Origin of the sequence: Stenotrophomonas sp. TWI1183 (genome assembly GCF_039673115.1) — a bacterium.
GTDB classification, from domain to species: domain Bacteria; phylum Pseudomonadota; class Gammaproteobacteria; order Xanthomonadales; family Xanthomonadaceae; genus Stenotrophomonas; species Stenotrophomonas maltophilia_AA.
Window position 1 is genome coordinate 62,558 of sequence record NZ_JBDJKZ010000011.1, and the last position, 20,223, is coordinate 82,780.

21 protein-coding genes are annotated in these 20,223 nt (G+C 66.4%); 16 read left to right on the forward strand and 5 right to left on the reverse strand.

Features of this window, described 5'->3' with window-relative positions; genetic code table 11:
- Nucleotides 1-53: 53 nt before the first annotated feature.
- The 12 genes from ABE434_RS11840 (at nucleotide 54) to ABE434_RS11895 (ending at nucleotide 9,815) form a co-directional block, all read left to right on the forward strand.
- Nucleotides 54-860 (forward strand): M48 family metallopeptidase, encoded by an 807-nt coding sequence (locus ABE434_RS11840; RefSeq protein WP_176990750.1) that lies wholly within the window; start codon nucleotides 54-56, stop codon nucleotides 858-860.
- Nucleotides 861-1,002: 142 nt separating this feature from the next.
- Entirely contained in the window at nucleotides 1,003-2,199 is a 1,197-nt protein-coding gene (locus tag ABE434_RS11845; protein ID WP_319214325.1) for a tetratricopeptide repeat protein, read from the forward strand.
- Between the two features lie 257 nt (nucleotides 2,200-2,456).
- A complete protein-coding gene (locus ABE434_RS11850; RefSeq protein WP_172407616.1) occupies nucleotides 2,457-3,014 on the forward strand; it encodes an energy transducer TonB in 558 nt (185 codons plus the stop codon).
- A gap of 86 nt (nucleotides 3,015-3,100) precedes the next feature.
- The gene (gene exbB / locus ABE434_RS11855; RefSeq protein WP_176990752.1) at nucleotides 3,101-3,859 is read left to right on the forward strand and encodes a TonB-system energizer ExbB; all 759 of its coding nucleotides are present in this window, start codon (nucleotides 3,101-3,103) and stop codon (nucleotides 3,857-3,859) included.
- 57 nt (nucleotides 3,860-3,916) lie between these two features.
- A complete protein-coding gene (locus ABE434_RS11860; protein WP_176990753.1) occupies nucleotides 3,917-4,342 on the forward strand; it encodes a biopolymer transporter ExbD in 426 nt (141 codons plus the stop codon).
- 3 nt (nucleotides 4,343-4,345) lie between these two features.
- Nucleotides 4,346-4,759 (forward strand): biopolymer transporter ExbD, encoded by a 414-nt coding sequence (locus ABE434_RS11865; protein WP_176990754.1) that lies wholly within the window; start codon nucleotides 4,346-4,348, stop codon nucleotides 4,757-4,759.
- A gap of 115 nt (nucleotides 4,760-4,874) precedes the next feature.
- Nucleotides 4,875-6,335 carry a cardiolipin synthase gene (gene cls, locus ABE434_RS11870; RefSeq protein WP_346478971.1) on the forward strand — a complete coding sequence of 487 codons (1,461 nt, stop codon included), beginning with the start codon at nucleotides 4,875-4,877 and terminating at the stop codon, nucleotides 6,333-6,335.
- Between the two features lie 68 nt (nucleotides 6,336-6,403).
- The gene (locus tag ABE434_RS11875; protein ID WP_019184059.1) at nucleotides 6,404-6,664 is read left to right on the forward strand and encodes a hypothetical protein; all 261 of its coding nucleotides are present in this window, start codon (nucleotides 6,404-6,406) and stop codon (nucleotides 6,662-6,664) included.
- Between the two features lie 4 nt (nucleotides 6,665-6,668).
- Complete coding sequence (locus ABE434_RS11880) at nucleotides 6,669-7,412, forward strand: pyridoxine 5'-phosphate synthase (RefSeq protein ID WP_346478972.1); 744 nt, start codon at nucleotides 6,669-6,671, stop codon at nucleotides 7,410-7,412.
- A gap of 285 nt (nucleotides 7,413-7,697) precedes the next feature.
- Nucleotides 7,698-8,789, forward strand: coding sequence for a PA0069 family radical SAM protein (locus ABE434_RS11885; RefSeq protein WP_176990757.1), 1,092 nt, complete (start codon nucleotides 7,698-7,700; stop codon nucleotides 8,787-8,789).
- A 101-nt stretch (nucleotides 8,790-8,890) separates the two neighbouring features.
- Nucleotides 8,891-9,253 carry a hypothetical protein gene (locus ABE434_RS11890; RefSeq protein WP_346478973.1) on the forward strand — a complete coding sequence of 121 codons (363 nt, stop codon included), beginning with the start codon at nucleotides 8,891-8,893 and terminating at the stop codon, nucleotides 9,251-9,253.
- A 364-nt stretch (nucleotides 9,254-9,617) separates the two neighbouring features.
- Nucleotides 9,618-9,815: a hypothetical protein gene (locus ABE434_RS11895; RefSeq protein ID WP_346478974.1), complete on the forward strand. Its 198-nt coding sequence runs from the start codon at nucleotides 9,618-9,620 to the stop codon at nucleotides 9,813-9,815.
- Nucleotides 9,816-9,847: 32 nt separating this feature from the next.
- Here the strand turns inward: ABE434_RS11895 and ABE434_RS11900 are convergent, their stop codons facing one another.
- The 3 genes from ABE434_RS11900 to ABE434_RS11910 form a co-directional block, all read right to left on the reverse strand.
- Nucleotides 9,848-10,558: a 2OG-Fe(II) oxygenase gene (locus ABE434_RS11900; protein WP_346478975.1), complete on the reverse strand. Its 711-nt coding sequence runs from the start codon at nucleotides 10,556-10,558 to the stop codon at nucleotides 9,848-9,850.
- A gap of 109 nt (nucleotides 10,559-10,667) precedes the next feature.
- A complete protein-coding gene (locus ABE434_RS11905; protein WP_046272251.1) occupies nucleotides 10,668-11,684 on the reverse strand; it encodes a class 1 fructose-bisphosphatase in 1,017 nt (338 codons plus the stop codon).
- Between the two features lie 131 nt (nucleotides 11,685-11,815).
- A complete protein-coding gene (locus ABE434_RS11910; protein WP_346478976.1) occupies nucleotides 11,816-13,018 on the reverse strand; it encodes an amino acid aminotransferase in 1,203 nt (400 codons plus the stop codon).
- A gap of 176 nt (nucleotides 13,019-13,194) precedes the next feature.
- Here ABE434_RS11910 and ABE434_RS11915 point away from each other — a divergent pair, with 176 nt between their 5' ends.
- A complete protein-coding gene (locus ABE434_RS11915; protein ID WP_346478977.1) occupies nucleotides 13,195-15,321 on the forward strand; it encodes a TonB-dependent receptor in 2,127 nt (708 codons plus the stop codon).
- 1 nt (nucleotide 15,322) lies between these two features.
- On the opposite strand, the gene ABE434_RS11920 is transcribed toward ABE434_RS11915, so the two are convergent.
- Nucleotides 15,323-15,664 carry a hypothetical protein gene (locus ABE434_RS11920; RefSeq protein WP_179460643.1) on the reverse strand — a complete coding sequence of 114 codons (342 nt, stop codon included), beginning with the start codon at nucleotides 15,662-15,664 and terminating at the stop codon, nucleotides 15,323-15,325.
- A gap of 144 nt (nucleotides 15,665-15,808) precedes the next feature.
- On the opposite strand from ABE434_RS11920, the gene ABE434_RS11925 reads away from it, so the two are divergent.
- The 3 genes from ABE434_RS11925 (at nucleotide 15,809) to ligD (ending at nucleotide 19,809) form a co-directional block, all read left to right on the forward strand.
- Nucleotides 15,809-16,204: a hypothetical protein gene (locus ABE434_RS11925; RefSeq protein ID WP_176990764.1), complete on the forward strand. Its 396-nt coding sequence runs from the start codon at nucleotides 15,809-15,811 to the stop codon at nucleotides 16,202-16,204.
- 95 nt (nucleotides 16,205-16,299) lie between these two features.
- Nucleotides 16,300-17,241 (forward strand): Ku protein, encoded by a 942-nt coding sequence (locus ABE434_RS11930; RefSeq protein WP_346478978.1) that lies wholly within the window; start codon nucleotides 16,300-16,302, stop codon nucleotides 17,239-17,241.
- Nucleotides 17,242-17,247: 6 nt separating this feature from the next.
- Nucleotides 17,248-19,809: a DNA ligase D gene (ligD, locus tag ABE434_RS11935; RefSeq protein WP_346478979.1), complete on the forward strand. Its 2,562-nt coding sequence runs from the start codon at nucleotides 17,248-17,250 to the stop codon at nucleotides 19,807-19,809.
- On the opposite strand, the gene ABE434_RS11940 is transcribed toward ligD, so the two are convergent.
- On the reverse strand, nucleotides 19,810-20,205 hold the full coding sequence (locus ABE434_RS11940; protein WP_346478980.1) for a hypothetical protein: 396 nt from the start codon (nucleotides 20,203-20,205) through the stop codon (nucleotides 19,810-19,812).
- Between the last annotated feature and the right edge of the window lie 18 nt (nucleotides 20,206-20,223).

The following is a 20,223-nucleotide window of genomic DNA, read 5'->3' on the forward strand; positions in this document are numbered from 1 at the left end:
AAAATTTACGTCGCCGCGTTCCACACTGCGCACATGAACACGGGGGATCGCACATGAAACCAGTGCTGTTGGGAATTGCCATCGCCATGCTGGTGAGCGCGTGCGCCACCACGACGTCGCCGACCGGCCGCCGCCAGATGGTCGGCGGGGTGTCGCAGGCCGAACTGGACCAGCTCGGCGCGCAGGCGTTCACCGAAACCAAGTCCAAAGGCACGCTCAGCAAGGATCCGAAGCAGACGGCCTACGTGCAGTGCGTGGTGAACGCGCTGGTCGCCCAGCTGCCCCAACAGTACCGTGGCGTACGGTGGGAAACAGCGCTGATGGTCGACAAGGAACCCAATGCATTCGCCCTGCCCGGCGGCAAGGTCGGGGTCAACACCGGCATCTTCACCGTCGCCAAGAACCAGGATCAGCTGGCCGCGGTGATCGGCCACGAGATCGGGCACGTCATCTCGCGCCACCACGAAGAACGCATCACCCGGCAGATGGGCGCGCAGACCGGCCTGTCGGTGCTCGGTGCGCTCGCGGGCGCGGCGTACGGTGAGGGGGCGGCCAGCACGGTCAACCAGCTCGGCGGCGCTGGTGCCCAGGCAGCCTTCCTGCTGCCGGGGTCGCGCACCCAGGAAAGCGAGGCCGATATCGTCGGCCAGCGGCTGATGGCCGAGGCCGGTTTCAACCCGGCCCAGGCGGTCGATCTGTGGCAGAACATGATGGCGGCCAGTGGCGGCCGATCACCGCAGTGGTTGTCCACCCACCCCGATCCGGCCAACCGCATCCGCGAATTGCAGCGAGACGCGCCGTCCCTGAGTGGTGTATACCAACAGGCCCAGGCGGCCGGACGGCGGCCGAAGTGCGGTTGACGCTCCCGTATACGACCAAAAGATGCTGTATTGCAGCATCGGAAACGATTTCTCACGCCATCAGTTTCTGATACGTTTGGCGGCTCAGATTTTTCTGACAGTCCGTTTTGATGCCGCTGCGGCGGTTCGATCGAGGTGAAAGATGATTTTCAGCAACCACAAGCAAGCCGTCCTTTCCGTCCTCATCGCGACCGCTGTAAGTGGCGCCATGATCACCGATGCCTTTGCCCAGGCCCGCTCGTCCGAGCGCGGTGCCCGCGGTGGGAAGAAGCAGGCCAAGGCCGAAGTGCTCTACCCGAACGCAACCCGCCAGGAGCCGGAGCAGAAGTCCTCGGCCAAGGTCGGCCCGAAGCTGCAGAAGCTGATTGACAGCTACAACGATCAGAAGTTCCCGGAAACCCGCGCGCAGGCCGAAGAAATCCTGGCCAACCCGGCCGCGAACAACTACGACAAGTCGCTCGCCGCGCAGCTGGCCTCGCAGGCCGCCTACCAGCTCGACGACAGCGCCGCCGCCAAGAAGTACCTCGAGCAGGTGCTGCAGCTCGGTGGGCTGGACAACAACGGCCACTACCAGTCGATGCTGATGCTCGGCCAGCTGCAGCTGCAGGACGACCAGACCAACGAAGGCCTGGCCACGCTGGACAAGTACTTCGCCGAGACCAAGTCGAACAAGCCCGAAGAGCTGATCGCCAAGGGCCAGGCGCTGTACCAGGCCGAGCGTTACGCCGAGGCCATCCCGGTGCTGCAGCAGGCCATCGCCGGCTCGCCGGAGCCGAAGGACAGCTGGAACCAGCTGCTGATGGCTGCCATGGCCGAAGGCGGCCAGACCGGTGAAGCGGTCAAGCAGGCCGAGGCCCTGGCCGCCAAGAACCCGAACGACAAGAAAGCCCAGCTGAACCTGGCCAGCATGTACATGCAGGCCGACCAGATGGACAAGGCCGGCGCCGTGATGGGCAAGCTCTACAGCGCCGGCCAGCTGACCGACGAGCGCGAGTACAAGCAGCTGTACTCGATCTACGCCAACAGCGAGAACAAAGAAAAGGAACTCATTGCCGTTATCAATGATGGCCTGCAGAAAAACATCCTGAAGCCGGATTATCAGGTATACCTGGCACTGGCCCAGGCGTACTACTACTCCGACCCGCAGCAGACGGACAAGGCGATCGAGGCGTGGCAGAAGGCTGCCCCGCTTTCCAAGGACGGCGAGACCTACCTGAATCTGGCACGCGTGCTGCATTCGGAAGGTCGCATTCCGGAGGCCAAGCAGGCCGCCCAGCAAGCGCTGGCGAAGGGTGTGAAGAACCAGGCGGATGCCAAGAAAATCATCAACCTGAAGTAAGTAGGAATAACGCCTGAATGCCTGCAGAAGTGATGCGCAGGCGCTCAGGATTGGTATAAGCTTGGAGGTTCCTGCGGTGTCATGCACCGCTGATCATGGGCTACCTGTCCCCGGGTATCCCGGCCCCACTAATGAGCTCTTGGCGCATGACGGAACAACTAGTCGTTCACAGGTACGAACAACGCGATGACACCGGCCTCTCCTGGCCGCGTATCGTGGGTATCGCTTTTGTAATCGCACTGCATCTCGCCGCCTTCATGATGCTTCTGATCCCGGCTGTGGCTCCCAAGGCCGTGGCGGAGAAAGAACGCAACATCATGGTGACCCTGGTCGACGCTCCGCCGCCGCCCCCACCGCCGCCGCCGCCGCCGCCGCCGGATGACACCCCGCCGCCGCCGGTAAAGAACCTGTCGCCGCCGAAGCCGTCCCCGGTTCCGCCGCCGCCGCAGGCTCCTGTGGTCGATATCCCGGACCCGCGTCCGACCGACATCGTCACGCCGCCTTCGCCGCCGTCGCCGCCGCAGCCCCCGAGCACCATCGAGGCAAGCGTCGACATCTCGTCGAAGAACATGAACCCCCCGCGTTACCCGCCGGCAGCGTTCCGTGCTGGTATCCAGGGTGAAGTCATCCTGATCATTGACGTCGATGCCAATGGCAACGTCACCAATGTGTCGGTCGAGAAGTCCAGCCGTAACCGTGACCTCGATCGCGCCGCCATGGACGCAGCTCGCAAGTGGAGCTTCCGTTCCGCGGAATCGGGCGGGAAGAAGGTCGCAGGTCGCGTTCGCGTCCCGGTCAACTTTGCGCTGAACTGATAGTGGCCGGTGGCCCGCCGGCCACCGCCTCTAGCGGTTATTTCTAGCAATACCCTTTATCACCACACACAACAAAGGTAAGCGTCATGCTGCAGGAACTTTTCATCGCCGCTGCTGCCGGGGGCAACTCCAACGCCCTGTCGCAGATGGGCTTCGAGCACCTGATCCACGAGATGACCACCCAGCCGGGTGACTTCGCTGTCTCCTGGGTCGTGCTGCTGACCCTCATCATCATGTCGGCCATGTCCTGGTACTGGACCGTCATCAACATCTTCCGCGCTGCCCGTCTGAAGGCCGCCGCTGACAAGGTCACCAGCCTGTTCTGGGATACCCCGAACGCGCAGGACGCCATCCGTGCGATGGAAGAACAGCCGGCTTCGGAGCCCTTCTCCAAGATCGCTCTGGACGCTGCACAGGCTGCTGCGCACCACCAGCGTTCGGAAGGCGGCACCTCGGGTGGCCTGGGTGAAAACCTGAGCCGTTCGGAGTTCGTCGATCGCGCCCTGCGTCAGGCCGTGACCCGCGAAAGCAACAACCTGCAGTCGGGCATGACCCTGCTGGCCACCGTCGGCGCAACCGCTCCGTTCGTGGGTCTGCTCGGTACCGTGTGGGGCATCTACGGCGCGCTGATCAAGATCGGTGCCACCGGTTCCGCCTCGATCGACGCCGTTGCCGGCCCGGTGGGTGAAGCACTGATCATGACCGCCATCGGTCTGTTCGTGGCTATCCCGGCCGTGTTCGCCTTCAACTTCTTCAGCAAGATCAACAGCGCCACGATCAGCAAGTTCGATACGTTCGCTCACGACCTGCACGACTTCTTCGCCACCGGTTCGCGCGTTCGCTAATAGCGACGCGCGTCACCCAGCGAGAACGTAGTCAACACGATCTAGACGGAGCCCGTTATGGCTTTCAGTAGTGGTAACAGCGGCGGCCCCATGGCCGACATCAACGTTACGCCCCTCGTGGACGTGATGCTGGTGCTGCTGATCATCTTCATCATCACGGCGCCCCTGATGTCCCACAAGGTCAAGGTGGATCTGCCTGAGGCCAACCTGGTGCAGAATCCGGAAGACGCTGAAAAGCGGGCGAGCCCGATCACCTTGGCAGTCAAGGAAGACGGCTCGATCTACTGGAACGACGAGGAAATCGACAAGCAGACGCTCGAGTCTCGCTTGGCGACCGCCGCCCAGCAGACCCCGCAGCCGCCCCTCAACCTGCGTGGTGACCGCACCACCAAGATGCGCGTCATCAACGAGATGACGAAGATCGCGCAGGAACAGGGCATGCTCGACGTGGGCTTCGTCGCCACCAAAGAGAAGGGGCAGTAAGCCATGGCATTCAGTACTGGTGGTAGCCGCGGCCCCATGGCCGACATCAACGTCACGCCCCTCGTGGACGTGATGCTGGTGCTGCTGATCATCTTCATCGTCACCGCGCCGATCATGACGTACCCGATCGCCGTGGACCTGCCGCAGCGCGTGCTCAACCCACCGCCGGTGACTGTCGAACCGCCGCCGCCGATCGAGCTGAAGGTGGACGCCAGCAACCAGGTCTCGTGGAACAACAGCCCTGTGGCTGTGGGCGAACTGCAGCAGCGCATGGAGCAGGAAGTCCAGCGTGATCCGACCAACCAGCCGGAACTGCGCATCGATGCCAGCCCGGACTCCGAGTACGACGTGATGGCCAAGGTGTTGGCTGCCGCGAAGAATGCTCAGATGAAGAAGATCGGCTTCGTGCAGCAGTAATACGCAAGACGCAGTCATGACGCGACTGGAAAACGCCCCTGGAAACAGGGGCGTTTTTTTTGTGCCGCCGGCCGTGGATACGCGCCAGCGGCACGCCGCCCGCTATCATCCGGCCATGCTCGCAACCTTCGACGTCTTCGGGGACTGGCTCGATGCCATCCCCCACCTGCGCCCCCTGATGGTGGCGGCCTACATTCTCTATCTGCTGTGGCTGATCGGCTGGATCATGCTGCAGAAACGCGAGCCGGTCGCCACGCTGAGCTGGATCCTCTCGCTGGCCGCCCTGCCCTATCTGGGCCTCTTCATCTATTACCTGCTCGGCCCGCAGAAGGTGAAACGGCAGCGGCTACGCCGTGGCCGTTCGCGCTCCGGCATGGAGCACTACAGCAGCGTCTGCCCCCCCGATGCCGACTGCACGGAGCTGGCCAAGATCGCCCAGGCCACCACCGGTCTGTCGCCGAGCTCGGCCACCGAAGTGGAGTGGCTGGTCGATGGTGCGGCCACCTACAGCGCGCTGCTCGCCGCAGTGGCCACGGCCAAGGACCATCTGCATCTGGAGTACTACATCTTCAACCCGGACCACGCCGGCACCGCGCTGCGCGATGTGCTGACCGAGCGTGCGGCGGCCGGCGTGCGCGTGCGCCTGCTGCTGGATGCGGTCGGCTCGTCGTCCCTCCGCAAGCGCTTCCTGCAGCCGCTGCTGGATGCCGGTGCCGAAGTGGTCTGGTTCCATCCGCGCCAGCTGCTCAAGCCGTTCAAGCGGCCGTGGTTGAATCTGCGCACGCACCGCAAGCTGGTGATCATCGACGGCCTGCAGGCGTTCACCGGTGGCATCAACATCACCGACGAGGAAGACGAGAGCGTCCGCGCGGATGCGTATCGCGACCTGCACATGCGGCTGCGGGGCCACGTGGTGCGCAGCCTGCAGCTGGTCTTCATCGAGGACTGGATCTACGCCACCGGCCAGGAGCCGGCGCGCTTCAACATTGCCCAGCTGTGGCCGGAGACGATGCCCAGCCGCAGCGAGGGCAGCATCAATGCGCAGGTGCTGGTGTCCGGTCCGGATTCGTCGTGGGAGACCATCCACCGGTTGCACGTGGCAGCGATCCACGAAGCGAAGGAGCGGGTCTGGCTGGTGACGCCCTACTTCGTCCCGGGCGAAGCCGCACGCATGGCACTGACCTCGGCCGCGCTCGGTGGGTTGGACGTGCGGCTGCTGGTGCCCAAGATGAGCGACTCCTGGTTCGTCACCCAGGCCGCGCGCTCCTACTTCGACGAGCTGCTGCAGGCAGGCGTCAAGATCTACGAGTATGGCCCGCGCATGCTGCACACCAAGGCGTTCATCGCCGATGACGACGTCTGCATCGTCGGCAGTGCCAACTTCGATCACCGCAGTTTCCGGCTCAACTTCGAGCTCTCGATGATGATCAGCGATACCGGCCGGGTGGCCGCGCTGGCCGAGATCCTGCTTGCGGAGTACAGCAGCGCTTCGCCGGTGCGCAACGACCGCCAGCGCTCGCTGTGGCGGCACCGCGTCCCAGAGGCGTTCGCGCGGCTGGCCTCGCCGCTGCTGTAGCCGCCGCTCCCCGTGGAACCACACCGGGCGCCAGCGCTACACTGGCCCGGTCAATCGGGGAGAACGACATGTACTGGCTCTTTCTGCTGTTCGCGCTGGCCTGTTTCGGCATGGCGCTCAAGACCCCCCACATGGGGCTGATGGCGCTGTCGCTGCTGGGCACCCTGGTGTTCCTGCTGGCGTGGGTCCGCGGCCTCTACGTGGCCCGCTTCGGTGATGTGCAGCCCACCCGTGCGGCCATCACCGATCCCAACGAACTCCGTCGGCTGCGGGAGCTCGCCCTCCAGGCGCGCACCCCGACCGCTCAGGGTGAATCCGACCCCTCGTAGTGCCATGACCCAACTCAGCGTCAACGTGAACAAGATCGCCGTCCTGCGCAACTCGCGCGGCGGTGCGGACCCGGACGTGCTGCAGGCCGCCCGTGCCTGCCTGGACGCGGGCGCGCACGGCATCACCGTGCACCCGCGCCCGGACCGTCGCCACATCCACGCCGAGGACGTGCTGGCCCTGTCCGCGCTGACGGCCGAGCGCGGCGTGGAATTCAACATCGAGGGCAACCCGTTCGCGCCCCCGCGCGAGGGCTACCCGGGCCTGCTGCCGCTGTGCGCGCAGACCCGCCCCGCCCAGGCCACTCTGGTGCCCGATGGCGACGGCCAGCTCACTTCCGACCACGGCTTTGATTTCGGCCGTGATGCGCAGCGCCTGCGCCCGCTGATTGCCGAGTTGAAGACGTATGGCTGCCGGGTCAGCCTGTTCGTGGATGCGGGAAACCCCGACATCGCCCAGGCTGCGGCGATCGGTGCCGACCGCGTGGAGCTCTACACCGGCCCCTACGCCGAGGCGCATGCCGCCGGCGACGCCACGGCCATGCTGGCGCTGTTCGCGGATGCGGCCCGCCGCGCGCAGGCGGCCGGCCTGGGCGTCAACGCCGGGCACGACCTGTCGCAGGACAACCTGGCGGCGTTCCTGCAGGCGGTGCCCGACGTGTTGGAGGTTTCCATTGGCCATGCCCTGATCAGCGAGGCGCTGTACGCCGGGCTGGATGCCACGGTGAAGGGATATCTGCGGCTGCTCTGATGCGGCGCGTATTCCCGCCGCGTAAGGGCCCCGCATCCGGTAGGAGCCGACCGTTGGTCGGCTCAGCCGCCTGGTGACATGGCACGCCAGGCACCCGCCCAGACCCTGTGGATAATTTTGGGGATCAATTCGGCCCCCACCCCCGGCGACCCTTGCACGGCGCGGGTTTCACTTCCCATTGCCCCTGTGGTTAGTAATACTACTAACCATGGAAATCTCCTATCTCCGCCGTTCCGACGCCGCGACGTCTCATTCCCTGAGACCTCGCGGCGATAGCCTTTGACCATGGGTATTGCGATCAAAGGCCGGGGCTCCAGCACGCACCTGGCGGGCCGCTTCGAGGTCACCGTCAGCGAAGCGATGGACGACGGCTGGGCGCCGGACGAGAGCGAGGAGTTCGCCGCGCCGCGGCTGCGCACCGAAGTACGCGCCGAAACCGCGCGCAGCATCATCAGCCGCAACAAGTCGCCGGATGTCGGCTTCAGCCAGTCGGTCAATCCCTATCGAGGCTGCGAGCATGGCTGTTCGTACTGCTTCGCCCGGCCCTCGCACGCCTATCTCAATCTGTCGCCCGGGCTGGACTTCGAGACCAAGCTGTTCGCCAAGACCAACGCGCCGCAGCTGCTGCGCAAGGAGTTCTCGCGGCCCGGGTACGTGCCGCAGCCGATCGCGCTGGGTATCAATACCGATGCCTACCAGCCGATCGAGCGCAAGCTCAAACTGACGCGCCAGCTGATCGAGGTGATGCTGGAGACCCAGCACCCGTTCTCGCTGATCACCAAGAACGCGCTGGTCGAGCGTGACATCGACCTGCTTGCGCCGCTGGCCGAAAAGCAGCTGGTCAGCGTGCACTTCTCGGTGACCTCGCTGGATCCGCACCTGTCCGCCCGGCTGGAACCCCGTGCCTCGGCTCCGCATGCACGCCTGCGCGCGATGCGTCGCCTGAGCGATGCCGGCATCCCGGTCGGGGTGATGGTCGCGCCGGTGATCCCGTGGATCAACGATGCCGAACTGGAAGCCGTGCTCGAGGCTGCCCGCGACGCCGGTGCGTCCACTGCCGGCTACGTGCTGCTGCGCCTGCCGCTGGAAGTGGCACCGTTGTTCCGCGATTGGCTCGACACCCACCATCCGGACCGCGCCACGCACGTGATGAGCACCATCAACCAGCTGCGCGGCGGCAAGGACTACAACAGCCAGTTCGGCACGCGCATGCGCGGTGAAGGCGTGTACGCGGATCTGCTGTCCAACCGCTTCAAGCTGGCCCGCAAGCGCCTGGGCTTCGACGCGCAGAACAGCCACTGGCCGAAACTGGACTGCACCCGCTTCCTGCGGCCGCTGCCGCCGCGGGTGGACTCACCCCAAGGCTCGCTGTTCTGACCCGCGCCCCGATGGACTTTGGGACGCGTCCGCCCAACAATCGGCCCAGGCACCGCGCCGCGGTGGTCTGACGTCCACATCGGACATCCAGGGGGAACCACATGTCATCGGCAGCCACCTCGGCCGCGTCCAACGCGGCCAGCATCGCGATCAATGCCGCCATCACCGCAGCGGTGCAGCAGCAGCGCGACGCGTTGATCGCACACTTCACCGGCCATCAGGCACTGTCTCCACAGAGCGCGATCGCGGCGGACAGCATCGACCCTGCACTCCATGCGCCACTGAAGTACTACCGCGACAACGGCGTCATCCGCGACGCGGGCGCTGATCGTCTCTATCTGGATCTGGACGTGCTGGCCGGGTTGAAGGCGAAAGCGAAGCGCACCGGCCGCAATGTGCTGATCACGGTGATGGTGTTGGCCGTGCTGGTCGCAGCCGTAGTGGTGGTGCTGGCGACGTGGTAACGCATGGGTCGCCCGTGTCACCCGGTGCCCGTGACTGCAAGGAGATCGCGTTGGGATGAAATGGATTCATCGACTTGGGATCGCCTTCCTGTGGATGCTCCCAGTGAACTTCGTGGTACTTACGGGGCTGAAAATTGCCTACCGTGTTCCTCTAGGCGAACAGGAGCTGGTCGGGTTGTCGTTGGCGATCCTTGGAACCGTGGGAGCGACGGTTTGGACTCGCCGAGGCCGCGTGAGTCGTTCCGATACGCCCGCTGATCGATGACACGGGATAGAGCGAACCTTTGCTCAATCGGCAAGCATTTGAACGGATAGAGTGGAAGGCGTTGATCGACACGTTGAACTCAAGCCAAGGAGGAGGCACATGCTGGACCATCACTGGAGGATGGTGAATCTCGTGGTATTCGTCCTGATCACGATTGGGACGGGAGTGAATGCTCTCTGCAGGATTGCAGACGGAAAATTTACCGGCGTGCACCAGTACGCGCTGGCTTTCTTTGGCGTGTTCACTCTATTCCTGAGTGTCGTCACCGTCATGACGATGCTGCGTAAAGATGATTGAACGCGGCAAGAGGCGAGCACCAGCCAGGGCGCTCAATTCCCACCAAACAATTTCTGCGCACTCTGGAAAAGAATCCAGCTCGTCGCAATGAACTTGTCCCCGCCCTGCGGCCGGTTGCCCCGATGCGTGTGGGTAAACGCGGTCGGTGCGATCAACAGGCTGCCCGTGCGCGGCGCGACCTTGCGGCCCTGGAAGAGGAACTCGGTTTCGCCAGCGTCGAAGTCGTCGTTGAGGTAGAGCGTCCACAGCAGGTGGCGGTGCAGCGTTTCGCCGGCCGGATCGCGCGGATACAGCTCGCAGTGCCAGTACGGATAGCCGCCCTCGCCCGCTGCATACCATTGCAGATTGATGGCACCCGGGCGCAGGCAGGTGCGGGCCAGATCGGACAACGCGGCGTCGTCCATGTCGGGGAAATCCTCGGCCGCCAACCGGCGCGGCTGGCCCTGGCTGTCCTGGATCTGCAACATCAACGGCGAGATCAGGGCCTGTGGATAACGGCGTAGATAAGTCAGCAAACCCTTGAAAACCGCCTGCTGCAGCACCGCTTCCGCCTGCCGCCACTCGGGGCGCCCGCTGATCCGCAGATCCTTGCTGTGCTTGAGTTCCGGGAACACGCCGCTGCCCACTTCGCCCGGCTGCAACTGCGCACTGGATCGCATCTGGGCCCGCAGGGCCGCGCAGACCTCGTTGGGGACGGCGTTGTGGATTACTTCGATGAAATCGAGCGGCGCGTCGGCAGTCATGGGATCGTCCGTGGGCACGAGTGGCCGATGGTGACCGCTGCCGTGGCCGATGTCACGCCGTTCCCACGTAACAACAGGGCTGACCGATCGGCCAGCCCTGTGTAGGAAATCAACCCGCCGCGCTGTCGTGTTCGCGGTGGTAACGGGTGGCTTCTTCCACCTCGTTGCGCGAGCCGAGGAACACCGGCACGCGCTGGTGCAACTGGTCGGGCTGGATGTCGAGGATGCGCTCGCGGCCGGTGGTGGCGGCGCCACCGGCCTGCTCGACCAGCAGGCCCATCGGGTTGGCTTCGTACATCAGGCGCAGCTTGCCGGCCTTGGACGGATCCTTCGTGTCCCACGGATAGATGAAGATGCCGCCGCGGGTCAGGATGCGGTGCACGTCGGCCACCATGCTGGCGATCCAGCGCATGTTGAAGTTCTTGCCGCGCGCGCCTTCCTTGCCGGCCAGCAGATCCTGCACATAGCCCTGCATCGGGGTTTCCCAATGCCGCTGGTTGGACATGTTGATCGCGAACTCCTGGGTGTCCGCCGGGATCTGCATGTCCGGCGTGGTCAGCACGAACTCGCCTTTCTCGCGGTCCAGGGTGAACGCATGCGTGCCGTGGCCGACGGTGAGCACCATCTGCGTGCTCGGTCCATAGATGCAGTAGCCGGCCGCGACCTGCGCGGTGCCCGGCTGCAGGAAGCTGGCATCGTTGGGCTGCTCGGTGCCCGGCGGGCAGCGCAGCACCGAGAAGATGGTGCCGACCGAGACGTTGACGTCGATGTTGGAGCTGCCATCGAGGGGATCGAACAGCAGCAGGAAGTCACCGCGCGGGTAGGTGTCGGGCACCGGCTGGCAGTGATCCATCTCTTCCGAGGCGCAGGCGGCCAGGTGGCCGCCCCAGGCGTTGGCTTCCAGCAGGATCTCGTTGCTGATCACGTCCAGCTTCTTCTGCGCCTCGCCCTGCACGTTGCCGGTACCGGCTTCGCCGAGCACACCGCCCAGCGCGCCCTTGCTGACCGCGATGGAGATGCTGGTGCAGGCGCGGGCGACGACAGCGATCAGCTGGCGCAGATCGGCGTTGATGCGGCCGGCATGTTGCTCTTCGATCAGATAGCGGGTCAGCGACGTCTGGGACATGGAATCAGGCGGCCTTCAGAGGAGAAGCGCCTATTGTCGCCCTTCGCCGGAGCCATTACGAGGCGCGGGCAGCGCCACATGGCAGAACGGCCGCGCAGGGCGGCCGTTCTGCTTCACAGGGGCGATATCGCTCAGCCCTTGCTGACGGTCGCCACGGCCTTGGCCACGTACTCCAGGTTGCCCTGGTTGAGTGCGGCCACGCAGATGCGGCCGGTGCCGACGGCGTAGATCGCGAACTCGTCGCGCAGGCGGTCCACCTGGGCGCGGCTCAGGCCCGAGTACGAGAACATGCCGGCCTGGTCGTTGATGAAGGCGTACTCCGGTGCGCCGGCGGCGACCAGGTTCTCCACCAGGCCATGGCGCAGGGCGTGGATGCGCTCACGCATCTCGGTCAGTTCCGCTTCCCACACCTGGCGCAGCTCGACGCTGTTGAGCACGCCGGACACCAGTGCCGCACCGTGGTTGGACGGGCTGGAGTAGATCGTGCGGATGATGCGCTTGACCTGCGACTGCACGGCCTTGGCCGCGTTCGCGTCCGGGGCGACCACCGACAGTGCGCCAATGCGCTCGCCATACAGCGAGAACGACTTGGAGTACGAGTTGGCGACCACGAAGCTGTCGATGCCGGCCTCGGCGATGATGCGCACGGCGGCGCCGTCTTCGCTGATGCCCTTGTCGAAGCCCTGGTAGGCCATGTCGATGAACGGGAACAGCTGGCGGTCCTTCAACAGCTCGGCCACCTGCTTCCACTGCGCGACGGTGAGGTCGGCACCGGTCGGGTTGTGGCAGCACGCGTGCAGCAGCACCACGGTGCCCGGCTGCAGCTTGCCGAGGTCGGCCAGCATGCCGTCGAAGTCCACGCCATGGGTGGCGGCATCGAAGTAGGTGTAATCGACTACGTCGAAGCCGGCCGCGCCGAACACCGCGCGATGGTTTTCCCAGCTCGGGTTGCTGATCGCGATGGTGGCGTGCGGCAGCAGCTTGTGCAGCAGGTCCGCGCCGACGCGCAGCGCACCGCTGCCGCCGATGGTCTGCGAGGTGGCCACGCGGCCGGCGGCCAGCAGCGGCGAATCCTTGCCGAAGACCAGCTCACGGGTGGCCTGGTTGTAGGCCGGCAGGCCGTCGATCGGCAGGTAGCCGCGCGGTTTGGCGTCATTGGCCAGCTGCTGTTCGATCGTGTTCACGGCGCGGAGCAGCGGGATGCGGCCGCTCTCGTCGTAATAGATGCCCACGCCCAGGTTGACCTTGATCGGGCGGCTGTCGGCGTTGTAAGCCTCGGTCAGGCCCAGGATCGGGTCGCCTGGGACCAGTTCCACATTTGCAAAGAAGGACACGGCGGTACTCATTCGGATGACGGAAGGGGGAGGGTGGCGCGACGCGGATCTGGCGGCAGAATCAGCCAAAACCGACCCATCGTAACAAAGCCCCGCCGAGGGCGCCGAGGCTGTCGTCACGTCCGCTTCCGTACCATGGCGTGCGGCACGCCCATTCACCGAGGATCCCGCCCCGCATGCTCCGTCTTACCCCGCTGGCCCGCCACTGTGCGCTGGCCTCGGCCGTGTTGCTGCCATCGCTGGCGCAGGCCCAGAACACCCCCGCCCCGCCCGCGCCGGTCGAGCGGCTGCCCACCGTGCAGGTCCAGGCCGCGCGCGTGGCACAGGTGGCCGATATCGACCTGCCGGCCTCGCTGACCACGGTCTGGGTGGACGAGGACCGTACCGGGCCGCTGGCCCAGCTCTCCGAAGCGCTCAACGGCATTCCCGGGGTGGTTGCCCGCGATCGTCAGAACTACGCGCAGGACACCCAGCTCTCGATCCGCGGCTTCGGCGCGCGCTCGACCTTCGGCGTGCGCGGCGTGCGCGTGCTGGTGGACGGCGTACCGGCCACCATGCCCGACGGCCAGGGCCAGCTCTCCCACGCCAGCCTGCTCTCGGCGCAGCGCGTGGAAGTGCTGCGCGGGCCGTTCTCGGCGCTGTACGGCAACTCCTCCGGCGGCGTGGTCCAGGTCTGGAGCGCGGGCGGCGCCGAAGGCGACCCATGGCGCCTGCGGGTGGATACCGGCAGCGACAACACCGTGAGCGCCGGCGCCCAGCTGCGCGGCGTGCAGGGGCCGATCCGCTACAACGTGGCCGCCAACCACTTCCGCACCGATGGCTGGCGCGATCACAGCCAGGCCCGGCGCGAGTCGGTCAACGCCCGGCTCGGCACGGATGTCGGTGGCGGCCAGCTGGATCTGGTCCTGAACTACTTCGATGCGCCCGACGCGCAGGATCCGCTCGGCCTGACCCGCGCCCAGGTGCGCGAAAACCCGCGCCAGGCCACCGCCGTGGCGACCCAGTACAACACCCGCAAATCCGTGCGCCAGGCCCAGGCCGGGCTGGTGTTCACCCGAACGGAAGGCGCGCAGACGTTGCGTGCGATGGGCTATGCCGGTCAGCGCAGCGTGGAGCAATACCTGGCGATCCCGCCGGGGCCGCAGGCCAACCCGCTGCATGCCGGCGGGGTGATCGACCTGGACGGGGCCTACGGCGGTGTCGACGCGCGCTGGGCCTGGCGCGGCGACTGGGTCGGGCGCCCGCTGGACGTGGTGATCGGCGCCAATGCCGACCGTCAGCAGCAGGATCGCAACGGTTACGAGAACTTCGTGGGCGACCAGGTGGGCATCAAGGGCCGCCTGCGCCGTGACCAGAGCGACCGGGTCGAGAACGTGGACCAGTTCGCGCAGGCGTGGTGGCAGTGGGCGCCGCGCTGGTCGTTGCTGCTCGGTGTGCGCCACAGCACAGTCCGCTTCCGTTCCAGCGACCACTACATCACCGCAGGAAATCCGGACGACAGCGGCTCACGGCGTTACGAGGCGACCACGCCGGTGGCCGGGGTAGTGTTCCGCGCCAGCGATGCGTGGCGGCTGTACGCCTCGGCAGGGCGTGGCTTCGAGACCCCCACCTTCAACGAGCTGGGTTATCGCGCCGATGGCCAGGCCGGGCTGGCGCTGGATCTCTCGGCGGCCCGCAGCCGCAACCTGGAAGTCGGCAGCAAATGGCATGGGCAGAGTGGCGCGCAGGTCGAGGCCGCGCTGTTCCGCGCCGATACCGATGACGAGCTGGCCGTGGCCAGCAACAGCGGCGGCCGCAGCACGTACCGCAACATCGGCCGCACCCGCCGCCAGGGCGCGGAGGCCAGTGTCGTGCAGCCGCTCGGCGCGCAGGCGGATCTGTCGCTGGCCTACACCTGGATCGAGGCCACCGTACGCGACCCGTATGCGCTGTGCGCGGCCACGGGCTGCAACACGGTGACGGCCGGCTCACGCCTGCCGGGCGTGCCCAGGCAGCAGTGGAACGCGCGGGTGCAGTACCGGCCGGGCCCGTGGCAGTGGGCGGCCGAGGTCGTGGCCTCCAGCGACACCGTGGTCAACGACCTGGCCACCGACAGCGCACCGGGCTACGCGCTGCTGAATCTGGAACTGTCGCGGCGCTGGACCACCGCGCAGGGCACGCTGCGGGCCTTCGCGCGGATCGACAATGCGCTGGACCAGCGTTACATCGGCTCGGTGATCGTCAACGACGGCAACCAGCGCTTCTTCGAACCGGGCCCGGACCGCCGCTACAACGTGGGGCTGCAGTGGCAGTGGGCGCCGTGACCTAACGGGGCGGCTTGGCCGGCACGAACGGTGAGGTCGGGTCGCTCGCCGGGAAGGTCTCTTCCAGCGCCTCGTCCTGGTTGTCGCTGGCGTGTTCCTTGCGCTGGCGGCGCTGGTATTCATCTTCGCGGCGGTGATGACCGGCCGGGCCCTTCTCACCGGCGGCCGAATCCTTGCGGTCGCGCGGGACGGGGTCCGGGGTGACCGCCACCGGCAGGTGATCGGGTGTGTCGTCGGGCACGGACATGCCGGCGCCGCGGTCTTCGGCGTCCTGGTTGTCATGTTTGGCGCGCTGCTCGCCGGGGACCGGGGCGGTGGCGTCGCGCAGGGGATCGCGTGGCATGGGAGTTCTCCAGTAACGGTGCGCTCCACTACAGCGCGCGGCGGGTGAAGTCGCCGCGAATCCCGTCGCAGCAACGAATCTGTCACGGCTGGATAACGGCGGCGGGTCTATTCCTGCCTGCCCCACCGCTGTCGGAGTCGTGTCATGCCCCGCCTGGACCGCCGTGCCGCACCCGCGTTGTTCAACGCCTACCTGCAGCCGGAACGGAGCGGGCGCCGTGCGCGCCGCGACCGCGCCGAGGACGCGCAGGCGATCGCACAGGACTACCTGCAGTACATGCGCAGCGACTACGAGCAGCGCCGCAGCCATGGCCGCCGCAGCTGGCGCGACCTCTACCCGGCCTATGCCTTCGCGCTGACCACGCATTACGCCGATTGGCCGCGCGGCGCCGACGACACCGATGGCGAGTTGGCCGAGCACTGGGAGCAGATGCGCGGCCAATCCCGGCTGGGCTGGCCGCAGGCGCGGGCGGTGGTCGAGGATGCCTGGCTGGCGCTGGACCACATGCCGGCGGCGGCGGTGCACGGCCTGCTGCAGTAGCAGTGCCGTGCAGCCGGCCTGCACAGGCCGGACACGGGCGTTTCACGTGCCGCGCGGTACAGCTGCCCTCCCTGTAGTGTTGGAGTGGCGCCACCATGGCCCGACCGATCTGGACCGGCACGCTGTCATTCGGGCTGCTCAATGTCCCGGTGTCGCTGATGTCCGGCGAACGCAACGTCGATCTGCACTTCCGGATGCTCGATTCGCGCGACCGCAAACCGATCCGCTTCGAGCGCGTCAACGCCGACACCGGCGAGGAAGTGCCGTGGAAGGACATCGTCAAAGCCTACGAATACGACAAGGGCAGCTACGTCGTGCTGGAGGAAGACGATATCCGCTCGGCCGCGCCGGAGAGCCATGAGGCGGTCGAGGTAGAGACCTTCGTCGATGCCGGCACGATCGATCCGCGCTACTACGAGAAGCCCTACCTGCTGGTACCCGCCAAGAAAGCCGAGAAAGGCTACGTGTTGCTGCGTGAGACGCTGCGCAGCACCGGCAAGGTCGGCATCGCGCGGGTGGTGGTGCGTACGCGCGAGTACCTGTGTGCGGTGATGCCGCATGGCGATGCGCTGGTGCTGATGATCCTGCGCTATCCGCAGGAACTGGTGGACCCGGAAGACTACAAGCTGCCCAGTGGCAGCCTGTCCGAGTACCGCATCAACAGCAAGGAAACCGCCATGGCCGAGCAGCTGATCGAGTCGATGTCCGGCGAATGGAAGCCGGACGAGTACCACGATGAGTTCCGCGAGCGCCTGCACACGCTGCTGAAGAAGCGGATCAAGGCCAAGGGCGGCACCACCAAGGTGGAGGAAGAGCCGGTTCCGCGCGAGGATGATGCGACCAACGTGGTCGATTTCATGTCGCTGCTGCAGAAGAGCCTGGATGCCAAGAAGCGCACGCCGGCGGCCGGGAAGACACCGGCGAAGAAGGCCACGGCCAAGGTCGCCAAACCCACTGCCGCGAAGAAGGCGACCAAGACAGCGGGCAAGGCAGCCAAAAAGACCACCAAGCGCGCGCCCGCGCGCAAAGCCGGGTAAGCGCGCATGTCCCTGCAGGAGTACCGCCGCAAACGCCGCTTCGACGGCACTCCCGAGCCGGACGCCGAGCGTCGCGGTGCACCGGCGCGGCGACCGATCTTCGTCGTGCAGCTGCACCATGCCAGCTCGCGCCACTACGACTTCCGGCTGGAAGCCGACGGCGTGCTCAAGAGCTGGGCGGTGCCGAAGGGCCCCTCGCTGCGTGTCGGCGAGAAGCGGCTCGCGGTGGAGGTGGAGGACCATCCCCTGTCCTATGCCACGTTTGTCGGTGATATCCCCAGCGGTCATTACGGTGCGGGGCACGTGGATGTCTACGACCACGGTACCTGGGCCTGCGATGGCGATCCGCTGGAGGCGATCGCGGCTGGCAAGGTGGACTTCGTGCTGCACGGCGAGCGGCTGAAAGGCGGCTGGAAGCTGGTGCGCACCGCGATGAAGGGCAAGCAGCACCAGTGGCTGCTGATCAAACGCGATGACGATGAGGCGAGGGACATGGAGGCCGATGATCTGCTGGAGGGGCCGCCGACAGCGGCCAAGCGCGCGGGCACGAAGAAGGCCGCCGCGGCCAACACAAAGAAGGCGACCCCGGCAAAGAAGACCGCACCCGCCAAGCCTGTGAGGAACGGCGCCGCACGCAAGGCCGACGCGCGCTGGTCCAAACGCGCGCTCGCGCTTGAAGGCGCACGCGAGAGGGCCTACCCGCACGACTTCAAGCCGCAGCTGACCGATCACCGTGCCAGCGCGCCGGACGGCGAGCAGTGGCTGCACGAGATCAAATGGGACGGCTACCGCCTGCTCGCCGATGTGCGCGAGGGCGTGGTTGCGCTGCGCTCGCGCGGTGGCCTCAACTGGACGGACGATTTCCCGGAAGTGGTGCAGGCGATCGAGCGGCTGCCGGTGCGCGATCTGCGCCTGGACGGTGAACTGGTGGTCCTGGATGCGCAGGGCCGCAGTGATTTCACCGCGTTGCAGAAGGTCATCGACGGCACCGCGAAGCAGCCGCTGCGCTACGTGGTGTTCGACATGCCCGGCATCGCCGGGGTGGATGTCAGCCGCGTGCCCCTGCTGGAGCGCAAGGCGCTGCTCAAGGACCTGCTGGGCAGCAAGCCGGACACCCTGGCCTACAGCGACCATGTGCGCGACCACGGCCCGGCGGTGTTCGCCGCCAGTGGCGAGGCCGGCTTCGAAGGCATCATCAGCAAGCGGATCGACGCGCCCTATGTCAACGCGCGCTCGCGCGACTGGATCAAGATCAAGCACGAGAACACCGATGAGTTCCTCATTGTCGGCTACACCGAGCCCAAGGGATCGCGCAGTGGCTTCGGCTCGCTGCTGATGGCCACGCCGGACAACGGCGGGTTGCGCTATGTCGGCCGCGTCGGCACAGGTTTCGATGATGCGGCGCTGCGCGCGCTGACGAAGCAACTGACGCCGCTGACCGTGAAGGACGCGGTGGTCGAACTGCCCTCGCACGTGCCGTTCACCGCGCGCAGCGTGCACTGGGTGAAGCCGGTGCTGGTCGCGGAAGTCGCCTTCCGAGGCTGGGCGAAGGAAGGCCTGCTGCGCCAGGCCAGCTTCAAGCGCCTGCGCGAAGACAAACAGCCGAAGGATCTGGGCGCGGCAGCCAACGTCACGACCGCCGCTGCGTCCGCCTCCGCCCCGGCGGCGAAAACCAGCGGCCGGAAGCAGGCCGCAGCTGCGAAGGAAGAGAGCACCGTGACGATCAGCCACCCCGAACGCGTGGTGTTCGCCAAGGCGAAGATCACCAAGGGCGAGGTGGCCGACTACTACCGCCGCATGGCGCGCTGGATACTGCCCGAGGTCGCGCACCGTCCACTGTCGGTACTGCGCTGCCCGGACGGCGTGGACAAGCCCTGCTTCTTCCAGAAACACCATGGCACCGGCCTGGGCGGCGCGGTCAAGGCGATCCCGCTGGAACAGAAAAGCGGGCGCGAGGATTACCTCTACATCGAGGATGTGGAGGGGCTGCTGCAGCTGGTGCAGATGAACACCCTGGAGCTGCATCCCTGGGGCGCGACCGTCGATGACCCCGAACATCCGGACCGGCTGGTGTTCGATCTGGATCCGGGTGAAGGCGTGAACTGGACGCAGATCAAGGCCGCCGCACGCGACGTGCGCGCGCGCCTGCAGGAAGCCGGATTGGAGAGTTTCGTCCGGCTCTCCGGCGGCAAGGGTGTGCACGTGGTGGTGCCCTTGCAGCCCAAGGCCGACTGGGCGCAGGCCAAGGACTTCTGCGAGGCCTTCGCGCAGGCCATGGCCACCCAGGCACCGGACCGCTACGTGGCGACGATGAGCAAGGCCAAGCGCGATGGAGTGATCTTCATTGATTGGCTGCGCAATGCGCGCGGCGCCACCAGTGTGAGTTCGTGGTCGCTGCGGGCGCGGCCGGGTGCCGGCGTAGCGGTGCCGCTGCGCTGGGAAGAGCTGGGCCGCATCGCGGCACCGGACGCTTTCCCGCTGGCGAAGGCGCTGCAGCGCGCGGAGCGGTTGAAGCAGGATCCGTGGGCAGGCATCGGGCAGGTGAAGCAGGTGCTGCCCGGCAGCTGATCAGGCGCGCTCTGGCCGGAACCGTGTGCCCAGCCACAGGCCGAGCAGGGCCTGCACCGGCAGCGAGACCAGCAGGATCACCACGAACCAGAACGGGAAATCGCTTCCGAAATCCCAGGCGGTGTAGATCGATGCGGCCGCGATCACCGACCACACCACGCCGCCGTGCACACGCGGCCAGGTGGGCGCATAACGGCTGGCGAAGGCGATCGCAGCGATGCCGCTGAGGATCGTCCAGGCCAGGTCCCAGGCCAGCTGCGGCTCGCCGCCCGGTGGAATGCGCAGCAACGGCACCAGCCAGGAACCGACGCTGTTGACCAGCACCATCACCGCGAACGCGAACAGGACGGCGAGCACGGACAGCAGCGGATTCTTCAGGGCGGACCACACAGGCATGGCGGCGACATCACGGCA